The following is a 15,033-nucleotide window of genomic DNA, read 5'->3' as shown; positions in this document are numbered from 1 at the left end:
GACTGCTATGCGTCGATGAAATCGGTGAGCAACGGCACCACCACCCCGGGTGCTTCGAGCGTTGGCAAATGGCCGGTGCCCGCGATCACCTCCAACCGTGCATCCGCAATCGCTCCCAAAATCTCCTCATGATGCGCGCGGCTGGTAATGCCGTCCTGTTCTCCCCAGATCAACAAGGTCGGCACTGAAACCTCTCTGAGCCGCGGGCGGCTGTCGATGCGCGCCATGATCGCGCGCTGCTGGGCAAGGAAGGTCTCGGCGCCGGTATCGGCCGCCATCTGCCGCGCGATGCCGAGCAGGTGCTCGTCGTTGCGCTTTGTTTCGGGGAACAGGATCGGGATACGCGCCTCGACCACCTGGTCGAAACGTCCGCTCTCCACAAGGTCGATATAGCCTTGCCGCCGCGCGGTCTGCGCCGGACCGTCGGCCGAAGCGAGCGTCGAGATGAGCGCGAGCTTCGCAACGCGCTCGGGCGCGCGGCGCATCACCTCGAACGCCACAAAGCCGCCCATCGCGTGAGCAATCAGCACAAACTTCGCCGGAGCGTTATCGAGCAGGCGCTGCGCCAAACCCTCGATCGTGTCGTCGCTGCGGTTGTCGGCAACGATCACCTCGCGGTCAGGCCAGGCTTCGAGCAAGGGTTGCCACACGGCATCGGTGAGGAGCTGACCGGTGATGAGGACGACGGGGAGGGACATCAGACCACCTGATGCAGGAGAAGTTCGTCGGCCGCAACCCGACGGCAATTCTCATGCGCCACCGTCAGGCTGCGCACGAGCGTTTCGGGGGTGAGCCAGGCGATATGCGGCGCGAGCACCGCGTTCGGCAGGCCGAGCAGCGGATTGCCGCGCGGCAGCGGCTCTTCGGCGAAAACGTCGAGCCCCGCGCCGCGCAGATGTCCCGAAGTCAGCGCCTCAACCAGCCGCGCCTCGTCGACCAGTTCGCCGCGCGCGGTGTTTACCAGCACCGTGCCTCTTTTCATCGCGAAGGGATCGACACTGGCACGCGTATCTTCGGTCAGCGGGATGTGCAGCGAGACGATGTCGCTCTCCGCGAGCAGCCGGTCGAGCGGCCAATAGTCATAAGGCGCGTCGCGAGGGCTGCGCGCGGTATAAACGACCTTCGCCCCCAGCGCCGCGAGTACCGGCGCGAGGCGCTGCGCTGAATGGCCGAAACCGACGAGGCCGACGGTGCGCCCGGCTATTTCGCCGACGCTGTCGAGCTCGGACGGGTCGGCGCTCCACCCCTCCCCCGCGCGCGTCCGCGCATCGAAGAAACAGGTACGGCGGAGCACCGCCATCATCAGCGACAGCGCCATTTCCGCGACCGCCTGGCTGTTGGTGCCCGGCATATTGCACACCGCGACGCCATGATTGCGCGCCGCGTCGAGCGCGATGGTGTTTACCCCGACGCCAAGCTTCTGGATCAGTTTGAGCTTGGGTGCCGAGGCGATGAATTCCGGCGTGACCGGAGTGAGGACGTGGAGCAACGCGGTAACCTCGTCCGCGACGTCGGCGAGCGGCGCCGCCTCGTCGACATGGACTACGGTGCCGGGGCCGAAGATCGCATCGACCGCCTCGCGAAAGCCGGGGCTCGGGCGCGCGTGGAGGACGATCATGCGTTTACCCGGCCGATCGATCCGGCGAAGGCTGAAAAGCCCGCAAACTCGGCGTCGGTGCCGATCGCTTCCTCGATCCGCAACATCTCGTTCCACTTGGCCATCCGTTCGGAGCGGGTAAAGCTACCAACCTTCAGTTGCCCCGCGTCCCAGCCGGTCGCGAGGTGCGCAATGGTGACATCCTCACTCTCGCCCGAGCGCGCCGAAACGATTGCCCCCCAGCCGCGGGCAACGGCGGCGTTGAGCGCCGCCTTCGCCTCGGTCACCGTGCCGACCTGGTTGACCTTGATCAGTGCGGCGTTGCACACCCCCGCCTCGGCAGCGCGTTCGACGCGCGCCGCATTGGTAACGAGCACGTCGTCGCCAATGATCTGCACGCACTCGCCCACCGCCGCTGTCACCGCCGCCATCGTCGTCCAGTCGTCCTGTCCCGCGGGGTCTTCGATCGACAGGATCGGATAGCGCTTTGACCACGCAATAATGCGCGCGGCCATTTCCTCGCCCGACAGCCGCCCGTCGTCGAGCGCGAGCGTATAACCGTCGGCATCCCCAAGTTCGTTCGCCGCGATGTCGAGCGATATGAAGACATCGTCGCCCGCGCGATGCCCGCTCGCATCGATCGCGCGGGTCAGCGTATCGAGTGCATCCTCGTTCGACGCGAAGTTCGGCCACCAGCCACCTTCGTCGGCAACCCCCGACAGCGGCCCTTTTGCCTCCATTAACCGGCCCGCGGCGCGGTAGACATCATCGGTGATTTCAAGCGCGCGGCGAAAGCTGCCCGCCTTTGGGCACATCACCATGAAATCCTGCACATCGGTGCGCCGCCCCGCGTGCGCGCCACCGCCGAAAATCTGGATTTCGGGGAGCGGGACGCGCACCTTTTTCCTATCCGCCAGATAGCGCCATAGCGGTTCGCGGGCATCCGCTGCGGCCGCATGGAGCACCGCCATCGACACCGCCACGATCGCGTTCGCGCCAAGGCGCGCCTTGTTCGGCGTGCCGTCGAGATCGCAGAGCATATTGTCCACACCCGCCTGATCGCGGGCATCCATGCCGGTGATGGCGCCCGCGATCTCGGCCCCGATGCCTGCAACCGCGCGGTTTACGCCAAAGCCCCCGAATACGTCGCCACCATCGCGCAGGTCGATCGCCTCATGCGCGCCGCGCGAGGCGCCGGCCGGGGCGATCGAGCGACCGATCGCACCCGATTCGAGGTGAACCTCAGCCTCGACCGTCGGGCGCCCGCGCGAATCCCAGAGCTGGCGACCAGTGACCGAGGCGATACGCGACGTCATGCGAATGTCCTTTTCCATCGGGCGACGAGTGTGTCCACCGGCTGCGGCGCGAGCAGCCGCGCGCGTGCCTGGTCGCGCACGATACGCCGCTGTTCGAGGTCGGTGAGATAAGGCGCGGGCGACTTGCCCTCGACGCGCGCGAGGAGCAGCGCAGCGGTGAGCTTGCCTGCCCGGTGGAACATCTCGTCGGCATCCTCCCAGTCGACACCCGCGCGATAGGCCGCGACGAGCGCGGTCGCAGCTTCTGTCAGGCGCGCGTCGCCCAACCATAGCGCTTTCAGAAGCAGATGCGTCGAGCAGAAGGCGAGGTCGAACGCCGGATCGCCATAAACCGCGCATTCGGCGTCCAGAAAAACGGGACCATCCGCGCCGACAAGGGTATTTTTGGGGCTGACATCGCCGTGAACGAGCGCAAGCTTGCGCGACGCCAGATCGTCGGCGAGCGCGTAAAGCGCCGATGCCACCTCGGCATCCTTTTGCGCCACATAAAGCAGGAACGGGTCGATCCGCAGCGCGCGAAACATCGCGTCGGTCGCGAACGCGTCGCGGTCGACGGCGTTATTCGCTGTCGCCGAATGAACCGCGGCAAGACTGCTGCCCACGGCGCCCGCAAAGGCCGCATCGACACGCCCCGCGATCAGTTCGTCCTTCCACACCGGCGCGCCGGGCAGGAAGCGCATCGCAAAGCCATAGCCGGGCAGTTCGGCGAGCACTTCGGGAACGATCGACGTATTGACCGCGCGCGCGCGCCTCAGCCAGCGCACTTCGCTCTGGCCGCGCTCGACCGGCGCGTGCCATTCGGCGTCGACGCGCAATTGTGCGAGCGGGCGTTTCACGACGATTGGTCCATCGGGCGTTTCGACTTTCCATACGTCGCACGACACGCCGCCGGCGAGCGGAACCAGGACGACATCCCCCTCGCCCACCAATCCGGCGGCACGCAAGTCGTCGGCGATGTTGGCGCCAGCCGTCACGTCAAAGCTTCTCCCGGATCCAGGCGCCGACAAGGTCGGCGGCATTGTGGCGCTCTTCGATCGAATCTTCAAAATAATGCGCGCCAGGAACAAGTTCGAGCGTCTTGTCGCTGGAGCCCAGGAAATCAAAGATCTTGCGCGCGTCGCTCGGAAAAACGCCCGTGTCGGCCGTCCCTTGTACGACGAGCGCGGGCGTATCATGCTTGGCGAGGTGCGGCTGCCCTTGGCAGGGCGAGGTTTCGAGGCTCCACATGTTGAGCCAGGTCTTCAGCGTATTGGCGCGGCCGATGCTCGGTGTGCGGTTCGCGACCGCCGGATCACCGCGATAGCACCAGTTGGGCTTGCGATCCGACGGGTCGATCGCCGGATCGACGCAGCGGATATCGCCCCAGCATCGGAACATCGGGAAAATACGGTCGGGGATGCCAGCCGCGTTGAGGCGCGCCAACTCGGCTTTCGCCCAATCGGTGATCCGCTGGTTGCGCGCGCGCTGCGCAGCCCGATATTTGGCAATGAAGGCATCGGAGTAGGGCGGACCATTGCCCGGATTAAACGGGTCGAGTTCGGGGTCTGTGGCGACCGGATCATTCTCATCGATCACCGATGCGTCCATCCAGTCGGTGAGCACTTCGGGGCGCCCCTGGTGCGCGTTGAAGCTGATGTAAAGATCACCCTTGATGAGCTGCGCCAGTGCGTCCTGCCCGGCAGCAGGCAGACGATCGGTCAGCGTCGGCGCGATCGCTTCGGCCTGATACGCGCCCATCAGAGATCCACCGCCTGAATTGCCAAGGATGACGATCTGCTCGACCCCGGCTTCTTCCTTCAGCCATTTCATCCCGACCCCGATATCGAGCACGGCATGTTCGAGCAGAAACTGGTCCTCTGCCCCCCGATAGCGCGTGTTCCAGCCAAGGAAGCCAAAACCCTGCCGCGCAAACCAGGGAGCAATATAATGTTCGGAAAAATCGACGTTATAATGGGTGGCAATGATCGCCACCTTTGGCCGCTGACCGCTTTGGGTCCAATAGATGCCCTGGCACGGGTGCCCGCCCGCCTGAATGCGCGGCGCCGTCGGCGACACCAATCCGATAAACTGCGCGTCCAGTCCCTCGATCCCGTTGGGGTCCATCATCGTCTCTCCTGTTTATGGTTTTGATCAGCGGCTGGCGTCAAAGGGCAATGTATAGCCCTCTAGCCCCGCGCGGATCGCCTTCTTGTCGATCTTGCCGGTCGGCCCCAGCGGGATCTCGTTTACGAACAGCACATCATCGGGCATCCACCAGCGTGCAATCTTGCCGTCGAGATAGGCGCGAAGGTCATCGGCCGAAGCGCTTGCACCATCCTTGAGCTGGCAAAGCAGGATCGGGCGCTCATCCCACTTGGGATGCGCAACGCCGACGACGGCAGCATTGGCCACCGCATCGTAGCCCATCGCGATATTTTCGATCTCGATCGAGCTGATCCATTCGCCACCCGACTTCACGACATCCTTCGCACGGTCGGTGATCTGCATATAGCCCTCGCTATCGACGGTGCTGACATCGCCGGTATCGAAGAAACCCTCGGCGTCGAGCACATCGCCGCCCTCGCCGCCATAATAGGCGGCCGCGATCGTCGGCCCCTTGACCATCAGTCGTCCGGGCGTCTTGCCGTCGTGCGGCAGGCGATTGCCAGCATCATCGACCAGTTTCATCTCGAGTCCGCACAGCAGCCGCCCCTGCTTCAGCTTGTACCGCATCTGCTCGTCGTCCGATTTGGCGGCGACGGAGGCATTGGGTACCGAAACAGTGCCGAGTGGCGACGTTTCGGTCATGCCCCAACCCTGGATGACGTCCACGCCATAGTCGTCGCGGAAGGTGCGGATGATCGATTCGGGGCACGCCGATCCGCCGATCGTGACACGCTCCAATGTGGTGAATCGTTTTTCATTTTCCTGCATATATTGCAGCAACATCTGCCACACAGTTGGTACCGCGGCCGAATAGGTGACCCCCTCATTCTCAATCAGATTATAGATCGATTCGCCGTCCATCCGAGGTCCGGGCAACACCAGCTTCGCCCCCACGGCAGGCGCCGAATAGACCACCCCCCAGGCGTTGGCATGATACATCGGCACGACCAGCAGCACCGTGTCGCGCGCCGAAAGCGCGAGCGCGTCGCGCTGCAAGGTCATCAGCGCGTGGATATAGTTGGATCGGTGCGAATACAACACCCCCTTGGGATTGCCCGTCGTTCCGCTGGTGTAGCAAAGCCCGCACGCGGCATTTTCATCGAAGCCGCCCCAGTCATAGTCGGCTGGCGCGCCGGCGATCCAGTCGTCGAACGCCACGGCGGCGAAGCTCGTATCGGGCATTGACGCCGCATCGCAGAAAAAGATCACCTTCTCGATCGACGGCACCTGCGGCAGCAATTGTTCGACGAGATCTGCGGTCGCCGGATCGGCGATCAGCAACCGGTCGCCCGCATGGTTCGCGATGTAGGCGATTTGTTCGAGGAACAGTCGCGGATTGAGCGTGTGGAGTACCGCCCCCATTCCCGCCGCGCCATACCATGCAGCAAGATGCCGCGCTCCGTTCCACGCCATCGTCGCGACGCGGTCGCCGGGTTTGATACCATCGCCTGCCAGCGCGTTCGATACGCGTTTCGCGTCGGCATGAACGACGGCATAGGTCGACCGGGTCACGCGCCCTTCGGCATCGCGCGACACAATTTCGCGCGCGCCGTGCCAGGCCGCCGAATGGTCGATGATCCGGTCGACCGTCAGAGGCACGTTCTGCATCAACCCGTCCATGCGGTGTTCCTCTCCCATCACGTCACAAAAGATAGTATACTAAGTATTTTCTTCATTGCAACGCCGCTCTGCCTTGCTTCGCCTGCCACGCTCTTCTACCGTAGCTGCGCTGGCGAACAGTCGGCGACAGGGATTATCGTCGGCGTAACATGCGCACCAATCAACTCATCATTGCTTTGTTTCAGCGGTTCTGCTGGCTCGACGAAGGCTTGCAAGCGCGGCTGCACGAGCGCGGCTGGCCCGACGTCAGCCGTCCGCAATCCATGATCATGACCAATATCGTCAGCGGCATCGTTCGACCGTCGGACATCGCGCGCAATGTTGGTATTTCACGTCAGGCGATCCACAGCACGATCAACCAGATGGCGAAACTGGGCATCGTCGAGCTCGCACCCGATCCGGACGACCGGCGCCACATGATCGTGTCGCTGACCGATACCGGCGCGCGCATGCGGCGCGACGCCCAGCGTGCGATGGACGCGCTTGCCGATCAGCTGGCCGACCGGTTGGGTCGCGACCGCTTCAACGCGCTGCTTGAAACACTCGAAGCCGACTGGGGCGACAATATCGAACGCCAGGCCTAGCGTCGGTCTCCTATGCAGCAAGCGCCTGGGCGACCGTAACCAGGCGCGCGGTGGTCATCTCGACCAGCGATGCGGGCAGAGCCTCCTTCAACCGCCCGTCGTCGCCGAACGCAGTATGCGCATTGGGGATCAGGACCTGTTCTGGAATGACCAGCGTTTGAATCGTCGACAGAATCTGGCGCAGGTGCATCAATCCACGCAGTCCGCCAAACGGGCTGATTGATGCCGACATAACGGCGCTGGCCTTGCCGCGATAAGCGGTAAGTGCGACAAGCCCTTCGTCACCGGTTGGCCGCGAAGCCCAGTCGATCGCGTTCTTGAGCAGCGGCGTTATCGAGCCATTATATTCGGGCGAGATGAACAACAGGCCGTCCTGCGCCGCGAACAACGCCTTCAGTCGCACGGCGTCGGCCGGAAAATCACTGGCCTCGAGCGCGGCAGAATAAAGCGGCAGATCGAAGGTGGCAAGATCGACATCGGCGACGGTCGCGCCCTGAGATTCAAGTGCCGCGATCGCCACCTTTCCTAGCGCCCGGTTAAACGATCCGTTGCGCGTGCTGCCGACGACGACTGCAATCCTGGTCAATCTTCCCTCCCGTCAAATTGATTAGTATGCTAATCTATTTTGGCGTAGGAGCGCAATAGCCAGCCTATGCCTTGATGTCGGACAGCGTCGAAAGTTTGGCCGTCTCATCGGCTAGATTGTCGATGACGCGGCGCAACAGTTTTTGCAGTGCTTCGACCTCTTCATCGCTCATTCCCCGGGTCGCAACCTCGTGGACTTCGGCATTCATCGGCGCGAGGATCAGTTCCAGCTTCTTGGCGTGCGGGGTCAGGTAGATGAAGGTCTTGCGCCGGTCATCGTCGGTCTTTTTGCGTGTAATGAAACCGGCTTTCTCCAACCCTTTCAGCGCCACCACGGTCGTCGGTTCGCGCATGCCGACACGTTCGCTGAGCTCGCGCTGGGTAATCCCGTCCTCGCGCCACAATTGGCGGAGGAAGCGCCACTGGCCGGCGGACACATCATGCGTCAGTGTCCCGCGCTCAAGCAGCCGCGAAAAGGACCGGAACACGATCCGGGCAAGATAGCCGATGCTGTTTTCCGGATTGGTATAATATTCCGCCGGATGCCGGAAACCGCCATGCTGCTTTGCCAAAGATCGTCCCCTTTGCATGAACCTTAGAGCCCTATGATTCCTCCGGCAATATGGTTCGGTGCCCCGACGGCGGTGGACAAAGGACGGTTTCGGATATACTTAGATTACTAAGTTATTAAGCGAGGTCTTATGGAGAAATTCACCCAGCTGACTGCGGTCGCGGCGCCGCTCGCGCTGGCAAATGTCGATACCGACATGATTATTCCCGCGCGCTATATGAAAGCGCTGACGCGGACGGGCCTTGGCCAACATCTTTTTCGGGAGCTGCGCTTCAACGTCGATGGCACCGAGCGCGGCGATTTCATCCTGAACCGCGCCCCCTGGAGCCGCGCACAGATATTGATCGCCGACCGCAATTTCGGTTGTGGTTCCTCGCGCGAACATGCTGTGTGGGCATTGACCGATTTTGGTATCCGATGCGTCATCGCGCCGAGCTTCGGCGACATATTTTCGAGCAATGCGCGCAAGAACGGGCTGTTGCTCGTCCGCTTGTCCGACAATTTGTGCGAGCAACTTCGGGACGAGATCGCGCGCGCTCACCATGCGCTCATCACCATCGACCTGATCGGGCAACGGATCCTGCTGGCTTCGGGCGCGATTATGGCGTTCGATATTGACCCCGACGATCGGAGGACATTGATCGAAGGTCTCGACGATATAGCCCGCACGATACGGCTCGAGGCGGCGATCATCCGCTTTGAGGAGAGCAACTAGCCGAGACTAGCCGGATCGGCGATGCACCCCGCGATGGCGCTGGCGGCAGCAAGCGCCGGGCTCATCAAATGGGTCCGGCCGCCGCGACCCTGCCGATTTTCAAAATTTCGGTTCGACGTCGCCGCGCAGCGCTCGCCCGGCTGCAGCCGATCCGCGTTCATCCCCACGCACATCGAACATCCGGGCTCGCGCCAGTCGAAACCCGCGGTGCGCAAAATTGCATCAATGCCTTCAGCCTCGGCCTGCCGCTTCACGAGCCCCGACCCTGGCACCACCATCGCACGCAAATGGGGCGCAACGCGGCGGCCGCGAACGACGTCTGCGACGACGCGCAGATCTTCGATCCGGCTGTTTGTGCAGCTGCCGATAAATACGCGATCGATCGGCGTTCCGGCGATCGGCGCGCCCGGCACCAGCGCCATATAGGCTAGCGCCCGTTTGGCGGCATGCCGGGCGTCCAGCGTTCCCAAAGTGGTGGGGTCGGGAATCCGCCCCTCGATCGGGACGACCTGCGACGGGTTCGTGCCCCAGCTGACCATCGGCGCGACGTCGCCCGCATCAATCCTTAGGTCCCGATCAAAGACTGCGTCCGGGTCGGTGACAAGCGACTGCCACCGCAGCAACGCCTCATCCCATGCCTTCCCGCGCGGTGCAGCCGGACGGCCCGCGAGATAGGCAATCGTGACCGCATCCGGCGCAATTAATCCGGCGCGCGCGCCCATCTCGATGCTGAGATTGCACAGCGTCATCCGTCCTTCCATTGACAGCGCTCGGACGGCTGGCCCCGCATATTCGATCACATGCCCCGTCGCCCCGTCGACGCCAATCCGGCCGAGCAGGTGCAGCGCCAGATCCTTGGCATGGACATGCTCGCCCAAGCGCCCGTCGATCCAGACCCGCATGTTCCGCGACCGGCGCTGGCGGATCGTCTGCGTCGCGAGCACATGTTCGACCTCCGACGTCCCGATGCCGAATGCGAGTGCGCCGAACGCACCGTGGGTCGAGCTATGGCTGTCACCGCATACGATCGTCATTCCCGGCTGCGAGCGCCCCTGTTCCGGACCGACGACATGGACGATCCCGCCGCGCGGATCGCCCATCGGGAAGTTTTCGATCCCGAACTGCCGGGCATTGGCCTCCAGCGCCTCGAGCTGGCAACGCGCCTCGATGTCCGCGACACCAGCCGGACCCAACGCCTGCCCTTCGGTCGGCACATTATGATCGAAGAGCGCCAGAGCGCGCTCGGGACGGCGCACCGGTCGCCCAGCCGCCGCCAATCCCGCGAAAGCCTGCGGCGATGTCACTTCGTGCAGCAGGTGCAGGTCGACATACAGGATCGTCTCGCCATCGTCGTCGGCGACGGCATGGGAATCCCAGACTTTGTCGTAAAGCGTGCGCGGTAAAGGCCGGGTCATCGATTGGTCTTGCCTCGCACATAAAAATACTTAGATAGCTAACTTATATAGGTGGTCAGGCGTTGTCGGCAAGCCTATTCCGTGCCTGCGCTTCCGCTTCGACACGGCAACCTGGTGAACGCGATGAATTGCGAGACGGATGTGATCGACAAGCATGTCTCTGCAGCTCCGGCGCACGGCATCAACGCGCGGCACGTCCAGGATATGGCGATATTCGGCGATTTGCCCGATCGTGATCGTCCCGCGGCATGAGCCCGATCTGGCTTCCCGCATCGCTGCTCGGCGGCCTTTTCCAGGCGTGGCGCACCGCGCTCCAGCAGCGGTTGCGTTCGCAGCTCAGCATCAGTGGCGCCAGCCTGGTGCGCTACCTTTACGGCCTGCCCTTTGCCGTCATTTTCGCCGCGGCATGGCTCGCACTTCAGGACGTTGGCGTTCCGGAACTGACAACAGATTTCTGGCGTGCCGCGACGCTTGGCGCAGTAACCCAGATGGCCGGAACGATCCTGCTGATCATGTCGTTTGGCCATCGCGGCTTCGTCGTCGGCACCGCTTTTTCCAAGACCGAGGCGATCCAGGTTGCACTGGTGACGGCTGTACTGCTCGACGAGCATCTGCCTTTGCTCGCCTGGATCGGTATAATGGTGGGCGTCGCGGGGGTACTGGTGCTCGCACTGGTCGGGCAAGGCATTACCGTGCGACAAATGGGTCGGGCCCTGCGTCAACCTGCGGCGCTCTGCGGCCTCGCCGCCGGTTCGATGTTCGCCTGTGCCGCTATCGCCATCAAGCTGGCGACTTCAGAGCTGGCCGGGGTCGACCTCATCGGATCCGCATTGGTGACGCTGGTCGTCGTGATGGCGGTCCAGAGCGCGCTGCATCTTGGATGGGTCGCCGCGCGCGACCGCGACACATTGCAGGCTATCTGGCGATCATGGCAAACGTCCGTCCAGGTCGGCCTGCTCTCTGCACTCGGTTCGGCGTGCTGGTACATCGGCTTCGCCGCGGCCCCCGCCGCGCTCGTGCGGATCGTCGGGCAGGTGGAGGTCATCTTTACGATCGGCTTTGCTCATTTTTACCTGCGCGATCCGGTACGCTGGCATGAAGTGGTCGGACTGTTGCTGGTCGCGACCGGCGTCGTGCTCGCGCTGGTCGCGGCGACATAGGCGCTGTCGACCAGCCTGCAGACCCGGTCGCGCCGCTCTGACCTGCCCCCTTGCGAAAGCCTCGATATACGCATTGAGTCGTTCGATATGCGTAGCCAACAGACCGTGCAGGACGCCTTCATACACGATCAGGCTCGATCGTTTCGGCAGCTGCGTCAGCGCCAGCTGCGAACGGCCGCCGCGCTTGCGATGCGCCACCAGATTCCGACCGAAGGCGCCGCGATGATCGGATACAAACGACTAGACTTCGGACATGAGGGACGCCTGAAGCAGCCAAGGTGTCATCGCCCGAATATACAGCGCGTATAAAGAGGACCGTCGCTATCGATTCATCTTGGCGTGCCGCGTGCCGTCGTCCTAAGGCTTCTCGGACGATCAGGGAGAGCGAATGCCGATGTCCGATGCCCAGCCGCAAAGCTATCCCGAAATCCGCGAGGCGGTCCGCCGCCTGTGCGCCGGTTTTCCGGGTGAATATTGGCAAAGACTCGACCGCGACCGCATCTATCCCACCGAATTTGTCCGCACCCTGACCCAAGCGGGTTTCCTGTCGGTGCTGATCCCCGAAGAATTGGGCGGGTCAGGGCTGGGGCTGGGTGCGGCAACCGCGGTGCTCGAGGAAATCCATCGTTCGGGCTGCAACGGCGGCGCCTGTCATGCGCAGATGTACACGATGGGGACGCTGCTCAAGCACGGCTCGGCGGCGCAGAAGGCAGCGTATCTGCCCGCGATCGCAAGCGGAAATTTGCGGTTGCAGGCGTTCGGGGTGACCGAACCCACCGCCGGGACCGACACCACCCGCATCCGCACCTTCGCCAAGCGCGTTGGCGACGACTATGTCGTTAACGGGCAGAAAATCTGGATCAGCCGCGCCGAACATTCGGATCTGATGATACTGCTGTGCCGCACCACTTCGCGCGAAGACTGCGTCAAGGCATCCGACGGAATGAGCGTGTTGCTGGTCGACATGCGCGAAGCGGTGGGCAACGGCCTAACGATCCGCCCCGTCCGCACGATGCTCAACCATGCGACGACCGAGCTGTTCTTCGACGACCTCAAAGTCCCCGCCGCCAATCTGATCGGAGAGGAGGGCAAGGGCTTTCGCTACATCCTGTCCGGCATGAACGCCGAGCGCATCCTGATCGCGTCCGAATGCATCGGCGACGGGCGTTTCTTCATCGACCGCGCCACCGCCTATGCCAAGGAGCGCGAAGTATTCGGGCGGGCGATCGGCGAAAACCAAGGCGTCCAGTTCCCGATCGCGCGCGCCTATGTCCAGATCGCCGCGGCGGCCGAGATGGTTGACAAGGCAGCGCGGCTGTTCGACGCCGGGCAGGACGGCGGAACCGAGGCGAACATGGCCAAGATGCTGGCATCGGAGGCGAGCTGGTACGCCGCCGACATGTGCGTGCAGACGCACGGCGGCTTCGGCTTTGCCGAGGAATATGACATCGAACGCAAGTTCCGCGAGACGCGCCTGTATCAAGTCGCGCCGATCAGCACCAATTTGATTCTGAGCCATGTCGCGACCCACGCGCTTGGCCTTCCCAAAAGTTTCTGAGGCTCGCGATGGAGGATTATTCGGACTGGGTCGGACGGAGCGAGACGCGGCACGATATTGCGACCGCAGCGCCGCTCGTCGGTCTCGCCGCGCTGCTCGATCATGACGCGACGACCCCCGCGACCGTCCCGCCGCTCGGCCATTGGCTCTATTTCCTGCCCGACGCGCGCCAGTCGGCGATCGGCGCGGACGGCCACCCGCGCCGCGACGAGGGCGGCTTGCTTCCCCCCGTCCCCCTGCCCCGCCGGATGTGGGCGGGCGGGCGCGTCGAGTTCCTCGCCCCCGTCGCGGTCGGTGCCGCGCTCACCCGCGTCACGACGATCGCGGCGATCCGCGCCAAGCGCGGCGCCAGTGGCGATCTGCTGTTCGTGACTTTGCAGCACGACATTGCCTCCGACGGCGTCCCGGCGATCCGCGAGGAACAGGATATCGTCTATCGCAGTGCCGCGACCCTTGCGCCGGCTTCGACCGCGCCGACGATCGTGACCGCGGAAGGCGACCAGGAACCTGCCGAAGCGATCCGCGACATCGTCCCCGACCCGGTACTGTTGTTCCGTTATTCAGCGCTGACCTTCAATGCGCATCGCATCCACTACGATCGCGATTATGCGCGTCACGTCGAAGGATATGACGGACTGGTGGTGCACGGCCCGCTGATTGCCACACTGCTCGTCGATCATGCGCGGCGGGAAATATCGGGCCTCACCCCACAGCATTTCAGCTTCCGCGCCGAGGCGCCGCTGTTCGACACTGCCGCGTTCGAGCTCTGCCTGGCGCACAGCGACCGCAAGCTTCGCCTTTGGGCGAAAGGCCCCTCTGGGCGAACTGCGATGCGAGCTGAGCTCAGATACCGAACGGATCGAGGGAGCGGCAAAGAACTGCGTCTTGGTAGCGGAGGAGGGATTCACAACCAATAGTAAGATATTGTTTTTATGACTTTACGAAACTTCTAGGTTGCAAAATGCCCCAGTTTAGGGGGACGGATGGGACGCCTTGGAACGCAACAACGCTGTATCCCGCTGATTTCCTTGGTTTCAATGGGACGCCTTGGGCCTCTCTGGGACGCCAGCCTGGCAGGGGCAGTAGGACGCAGAATACTGAGTTAACAAATTGAAATCAACAGAACACTTGCGGAAATGCCGATATGCCCACACAAGTACGGCCGATTTCGTGGGCTTTAGAGGGTCATTACAGGGCTTCATCGACCCTTTTCGGTCAACGGGGCTTTATTTGGGACGAAGTGAAACATCGTCGCCCTGCCCAGTCAATTTATAACCGAGCTGCCGAACGATGTGGATGGGCTAAAGTGCGATCTACGCGAGCCAAAGGGAAGAATCGCAGGCTGGCGAATGACAGTTCTGTTCGCGGATATCATCAATGACGACCGCATCAGCCATCGTGTCCCTCTGACGTGACCTCCGTTTATTGCTTACTACGGGGCGGGCTACGTTGGCTGACTGAATATGCGGTCTTTTAGCGCCATTCCAGAGGAAGGCATTAACGTCATCCCTTAGCGGAAGTACGCAAGTTCCAGATCGATCAACAACGGCCGGTAACCGGCAGCACCGCCGTAGCGATCCGAAATCAGCACCTTCTCCGCGCACAATCGCAATAGGCAATTGGTGCTAGAGCGTCGTGCTTTTAATCTGCAACATATCCAGCTTCCTTGAGGTAATTCCGGCATTCTTCTGGTGAGTAGAGTTCGCAGATCGAGCCGACGGCTTGCCAGAGGGCCTCGATGGTTCGTGCCTGGGCTTTTCGCAGATG

15 protein-coding genes and 1 pseudogene are annotated in these 15,033 nt (G+C 62.9%); 6 read left to right on the top strand and 10 right to left on the bottom strand.

The window, feature by feature from the left end:
- Nucleotides 1-5: 5 nt before the first annotated feature.
- The 6 genes from K0M74_RS18245 to K0M74_RS18220 are packed head-to-tail and all read right to left on the bottom strand — an operon-like array spanning nt 6 to nt 6,678.
- Nucleotides 6-698, bottom strand: a complete 693-nt coding sequence (locus K0M74_RS18245; protein WP_293975722.1) for an alpha/beta fold hydrolase — start codon at nt 696-698, stop codon at nt 6-8.
- Complete coding sequence (locus tag K0M74_RS18240) at nt 698-1,618, bottom strand: NAD(P)-dependent oxidoreductase (protein WP_293975720.1); 921 nt, start codon at nt 1,616-1,618, stop codon at nt 698-700. The genes K0M74_RS18245 and K0M74_RS18240 overlap by 1 nt, the downstream gene beginning before the upstream one ends.
- Nucleotides 1,615-2,913 carry a phosphopyruvate hydratase gene (gene eno / locus K0M74_RS18235; RefSeq protein WP_293975718.1) on the bottom strand — a complete coding sequence of 433 codons (1,299 nt, stop codon included), beginning with the start codon at nt 2,911-2,913 and terminating at the stop codon, nt 1,615-1,617. The genes K0M74_RS18240 and eno overlap by 4 nt, the downstream gene beginning before the upstream one ends.
- Entirely contained in the window at nt 2,910-3,887 is a 978-nt protein-coding gene (locus K0M74_RS18230; protein ID WP_293975717.1) for an aminoglycoside phosphotransferase family protein, read from the bottom strand. Before K0M74_RS18230 ends, eno begins: the two co-directional genes overlap by 4 nt.
- Nucleotide 3,888: 1 nt before the next feature.
- Nucleotides 3,889-5,019 carry an alpha/beta hydrolase gene (locus tag K0M74_RS18225; protein WP_293975715.1) on the bottom strand — a complete coding sequence of 377 codons (1,131 nt, stop codon included), beginning with the start codon at nt 5,017-5,019 and terminating at the stop codon, nt 3,889-3,891.
- Nucleotides 5,020-5,043: 24 nt separating this feature from the next.
- Entirely contained in the window at nt 5,044-6,678 is a 1,635-nt protein-coding gene (locus K0M74_RS18220) for a long-chain-fatty-acid--CoA ligase (protein WP_293975713.1), read from the bottom strand.
- Between the two features lie 149 nt (nt 6,679-6,827).
- On the opposite strand from K0M74_RS18220, the gene K0M74_RS18215 reads away from it, so the two are divergent.
- Nucleotides 6,828-7,262, top strand: a complete 435-nt coding sequence (locus tag K0M74_RS18215) for a MarR family winged helix-turn-helix transcriptional regulator (protein WP_293975711.1) — start codon at nt 6,828-6,830, stop codon at nt 7,260-7,262.
- A gap of 10 nt (nt 7,263-7,272) precedes the next feature.
- Here K0M74_RS18215 and K0M74_RS18210 read toward each other — a convergent pair whose 3' ends face one another.
- Both K0M74_RS18210 and K0M74_RS18205 read right to left on the bottom strand, forming a co-directional pair.
- Nucleotides 7,273-7,848: an NAD(P)H-dependent oxidoreductase gene (locus tag K0M74_RS18210; RefSeq protein WP_293975709.1), complete on the bottom strand. Its 576-nt coding sequence runs from the start codon at nt 7,846-7,848 to the stop codon at nt 7,273-7,275.
- A 64-nt stretch (nt 7,849-7,912) separates the two neighbouring features.
- A complete protein-coding gene (locus K0M74_RS18205; RefSeq protein WP_293975707.1) occupies nt 7,913-8,419 on the bottom strand; it encodes a MarR family transcriptional regulator in 507 nt (168 codons plus the stop codon).
- Nucleotides 8,420-8,548: 129 nt separating this feature from the next.
- Here K0M74_RS18205 and leuD point away from each other — a divergent pair, with 129 nt between their 5' ends.
- Complete coding sequence (gene leuD, locus K0M74_RS18200) at nt 8,549-9,133, top strand: 3-isopropylmalate dehydratase small subunit (protein ID WP_293975705.1); 585 nt, start codon at nt 8,549-8,551, stop codon at nt 9,131-9,133.
- On the opposite strand, the gene leuC is transcribed toward leuD, so the two are convergent.
- Nucleotides 9,130-10,548 carry a 3-isopropylmalate dehydratase large subunit gene (leuC, locus tag K0M74_RS18195; RefSeq protein WP_293975703.1) on the bottom strand — a complete coding sequence of 473 codons (1,419 nt, stop codon included), beginning with the start codon at nt 10,546-10,548 and terminating at the stop codon, nt 9,130-9,132. The two genes, leuD and leuC, sit on opposite strands and share 4 nt — an antisense overlap.
- 123 nt (nt 10,549-10,671) lie before the next feature.
- Here leuC and K0M74_RS18190 point away from each other — a divergent pair, with 123 nt between their 5' ends.
- The 4 genes from K0M74_RS18190 to K0M74_RS18175 all read left to right on the top strand — a co-directional run bounded on the left by K0M74_RS18190 (nt 10,672) and on the right by K0M74_RS18175 (nt 14,183).
- On the top strand, nt 10,672-10,800 hold the full coding sequence (locus tag K0M74_RS18190; RefSeq protein WP_293975701.1) for a hypothetical protein: 129 nt from the start codon (nt 10,672-10,674) through the stop codon (nt 10,798-10,800).
- Nucleotides 10,797-11,708 carry a DMT family transporter gene (locus tag K0M74_RS18185; protein WP_293975699.1) on the top strand — a complete coding sequence of 304 codons (912 nt, stop codon included), beginning with the start codon at nt 10,797-10,799 and terminating at the stop codon, nt 11,706-11,708. Before K0M74_RS18190 ends, K0M74_RS18185 begins: the two co-directional genes overlap by 4 nt.
- A gap of 388 nt (nt 11,709-12,096) precedes the next feature.
- Nucleotides 12,097-13,266, top strand: coding sequence for an acyl-CoA dehydrogenase family protein (locus tag K0M74_RS18180; RefSeq protein WP_293975697.1), 1,170 nt, complete (start codon nt 12,097-12,099; stop codon nt 13,264-13,266).
- A gap of 8 nt (nt 13,267-13,274) precedes the next feature.
- A complete protein-coding gene (locus tag K0M74_RS18175; RefSeq protein WP_293975695.1) occupies nt 13,275-14,183 on the top strand; it encodes a MaoC family dehydratase N-terminal domain-containing protein in 909 nt (302 codons plus the stop codon).
- A gap of 724 nt (nt 14,184-14,907) precedes the next feature.
- On the opposite strand, the pseudogene K0M74_RS18170 reads toward K0M74_RS18175, so the two are convergent.
- Nucleotides 14,908-15,033, bottom strand: a pseudogene (locus K0M74_RS18170) (IS630 family transposase); the annotation flags it as partial.

The organism is Sphingopyxis sp., from assembly GCF_019459305.1.
Classification (GTDB): Bacteria; Pseudomonadota; Alphaproteobacteria; order Sphingomonadales; family Sphingomonadaceae; genus Sphingopyxis.
This window is presented reverse-complemented; position numbering and strand designations above follow the sequence as displayed.

Coding starts and splice junctions, on each gene's coding strand:
- K0M74_RS18180 (WP_293975697.1), top strand. CDS start 12,097: ATGCCGATGTCCGATGCCCAGCCGCAAAGCTATCCCGAAATCCGCGAG.
- K0M74_RS18175 (WP_293975695.1), top strand. CDS start 13,275: ATGGAGGATTATTCGGACTGGGTCGGACGGAGCGAGACGCGGCACGAT.
- leuD (WP_293975705.1), top strand. CDS start 8,549: ATGGAGAAATTCACCCAGCTGACTGCGGTCGCGGCGCCGCTCGCGCTG.
- K0M74_RS18240 (WP_293975720.1), bottom strand. CDS start 1,618: ATGATCGTCCTCCACGCGCGCCCGAGCCCCGGCTTTCGCGAGGCGGTC.
- K0M74_RS18185 (WP_293975699.1), top strand. CDS start 10,797: ATGAGCCCGATCTGGCTTCCCGCATCGCTGCTCGGCGGCCTTTTCCAG.
- leuC (WP_293975703.1), bottom strand. CDS start 10,548: ATGACCCGGCCTTTACCGCGCACGCTTTACGACAAAGTCTGGGATTCC.
- K0M74_RS18220 (WP_293975713.1), bottom strand. CDS start 6,678: ATGGACGGGTTGATGCAGAACGTGCCTCTGACGGTCGACCGGATCATC.
- K0M74_RS18190 (WP_293975701.1), top strand. CDS start 10,672: ATGAATTGCGAGACGGATGTGATCGACAAGCATGTCTCTGCAGCTCCG.
- K0M74_RS18245 (WP_293975722.1), bottom strand. CDS start 698: ATGTCCCTCCCCGTCGTCCTCATCACCGGTCAGCTCCTCACCGATGCC.
- K0M74_RS18215 (WP_293975711.1), top strand. CDS start 6,828: ATGCGCACCAATCAACTCATCATTGCTTTGTTTCAGCGGTTCTGCTGG.
- eno (WP_293975718.1), bottom strand. CDS start 2,913: ATGACGTCGCGTATCGCCTCGGTCACTGGTCGCCAGCTCTGGGATTCG.
- K0M74_RS18225 (WP_293975715.1), bottom strand. CDS start 5,019: ATGATGGACCCCAACGGGATCGAGGGACTGGACGCGCAGTTTATCGGA.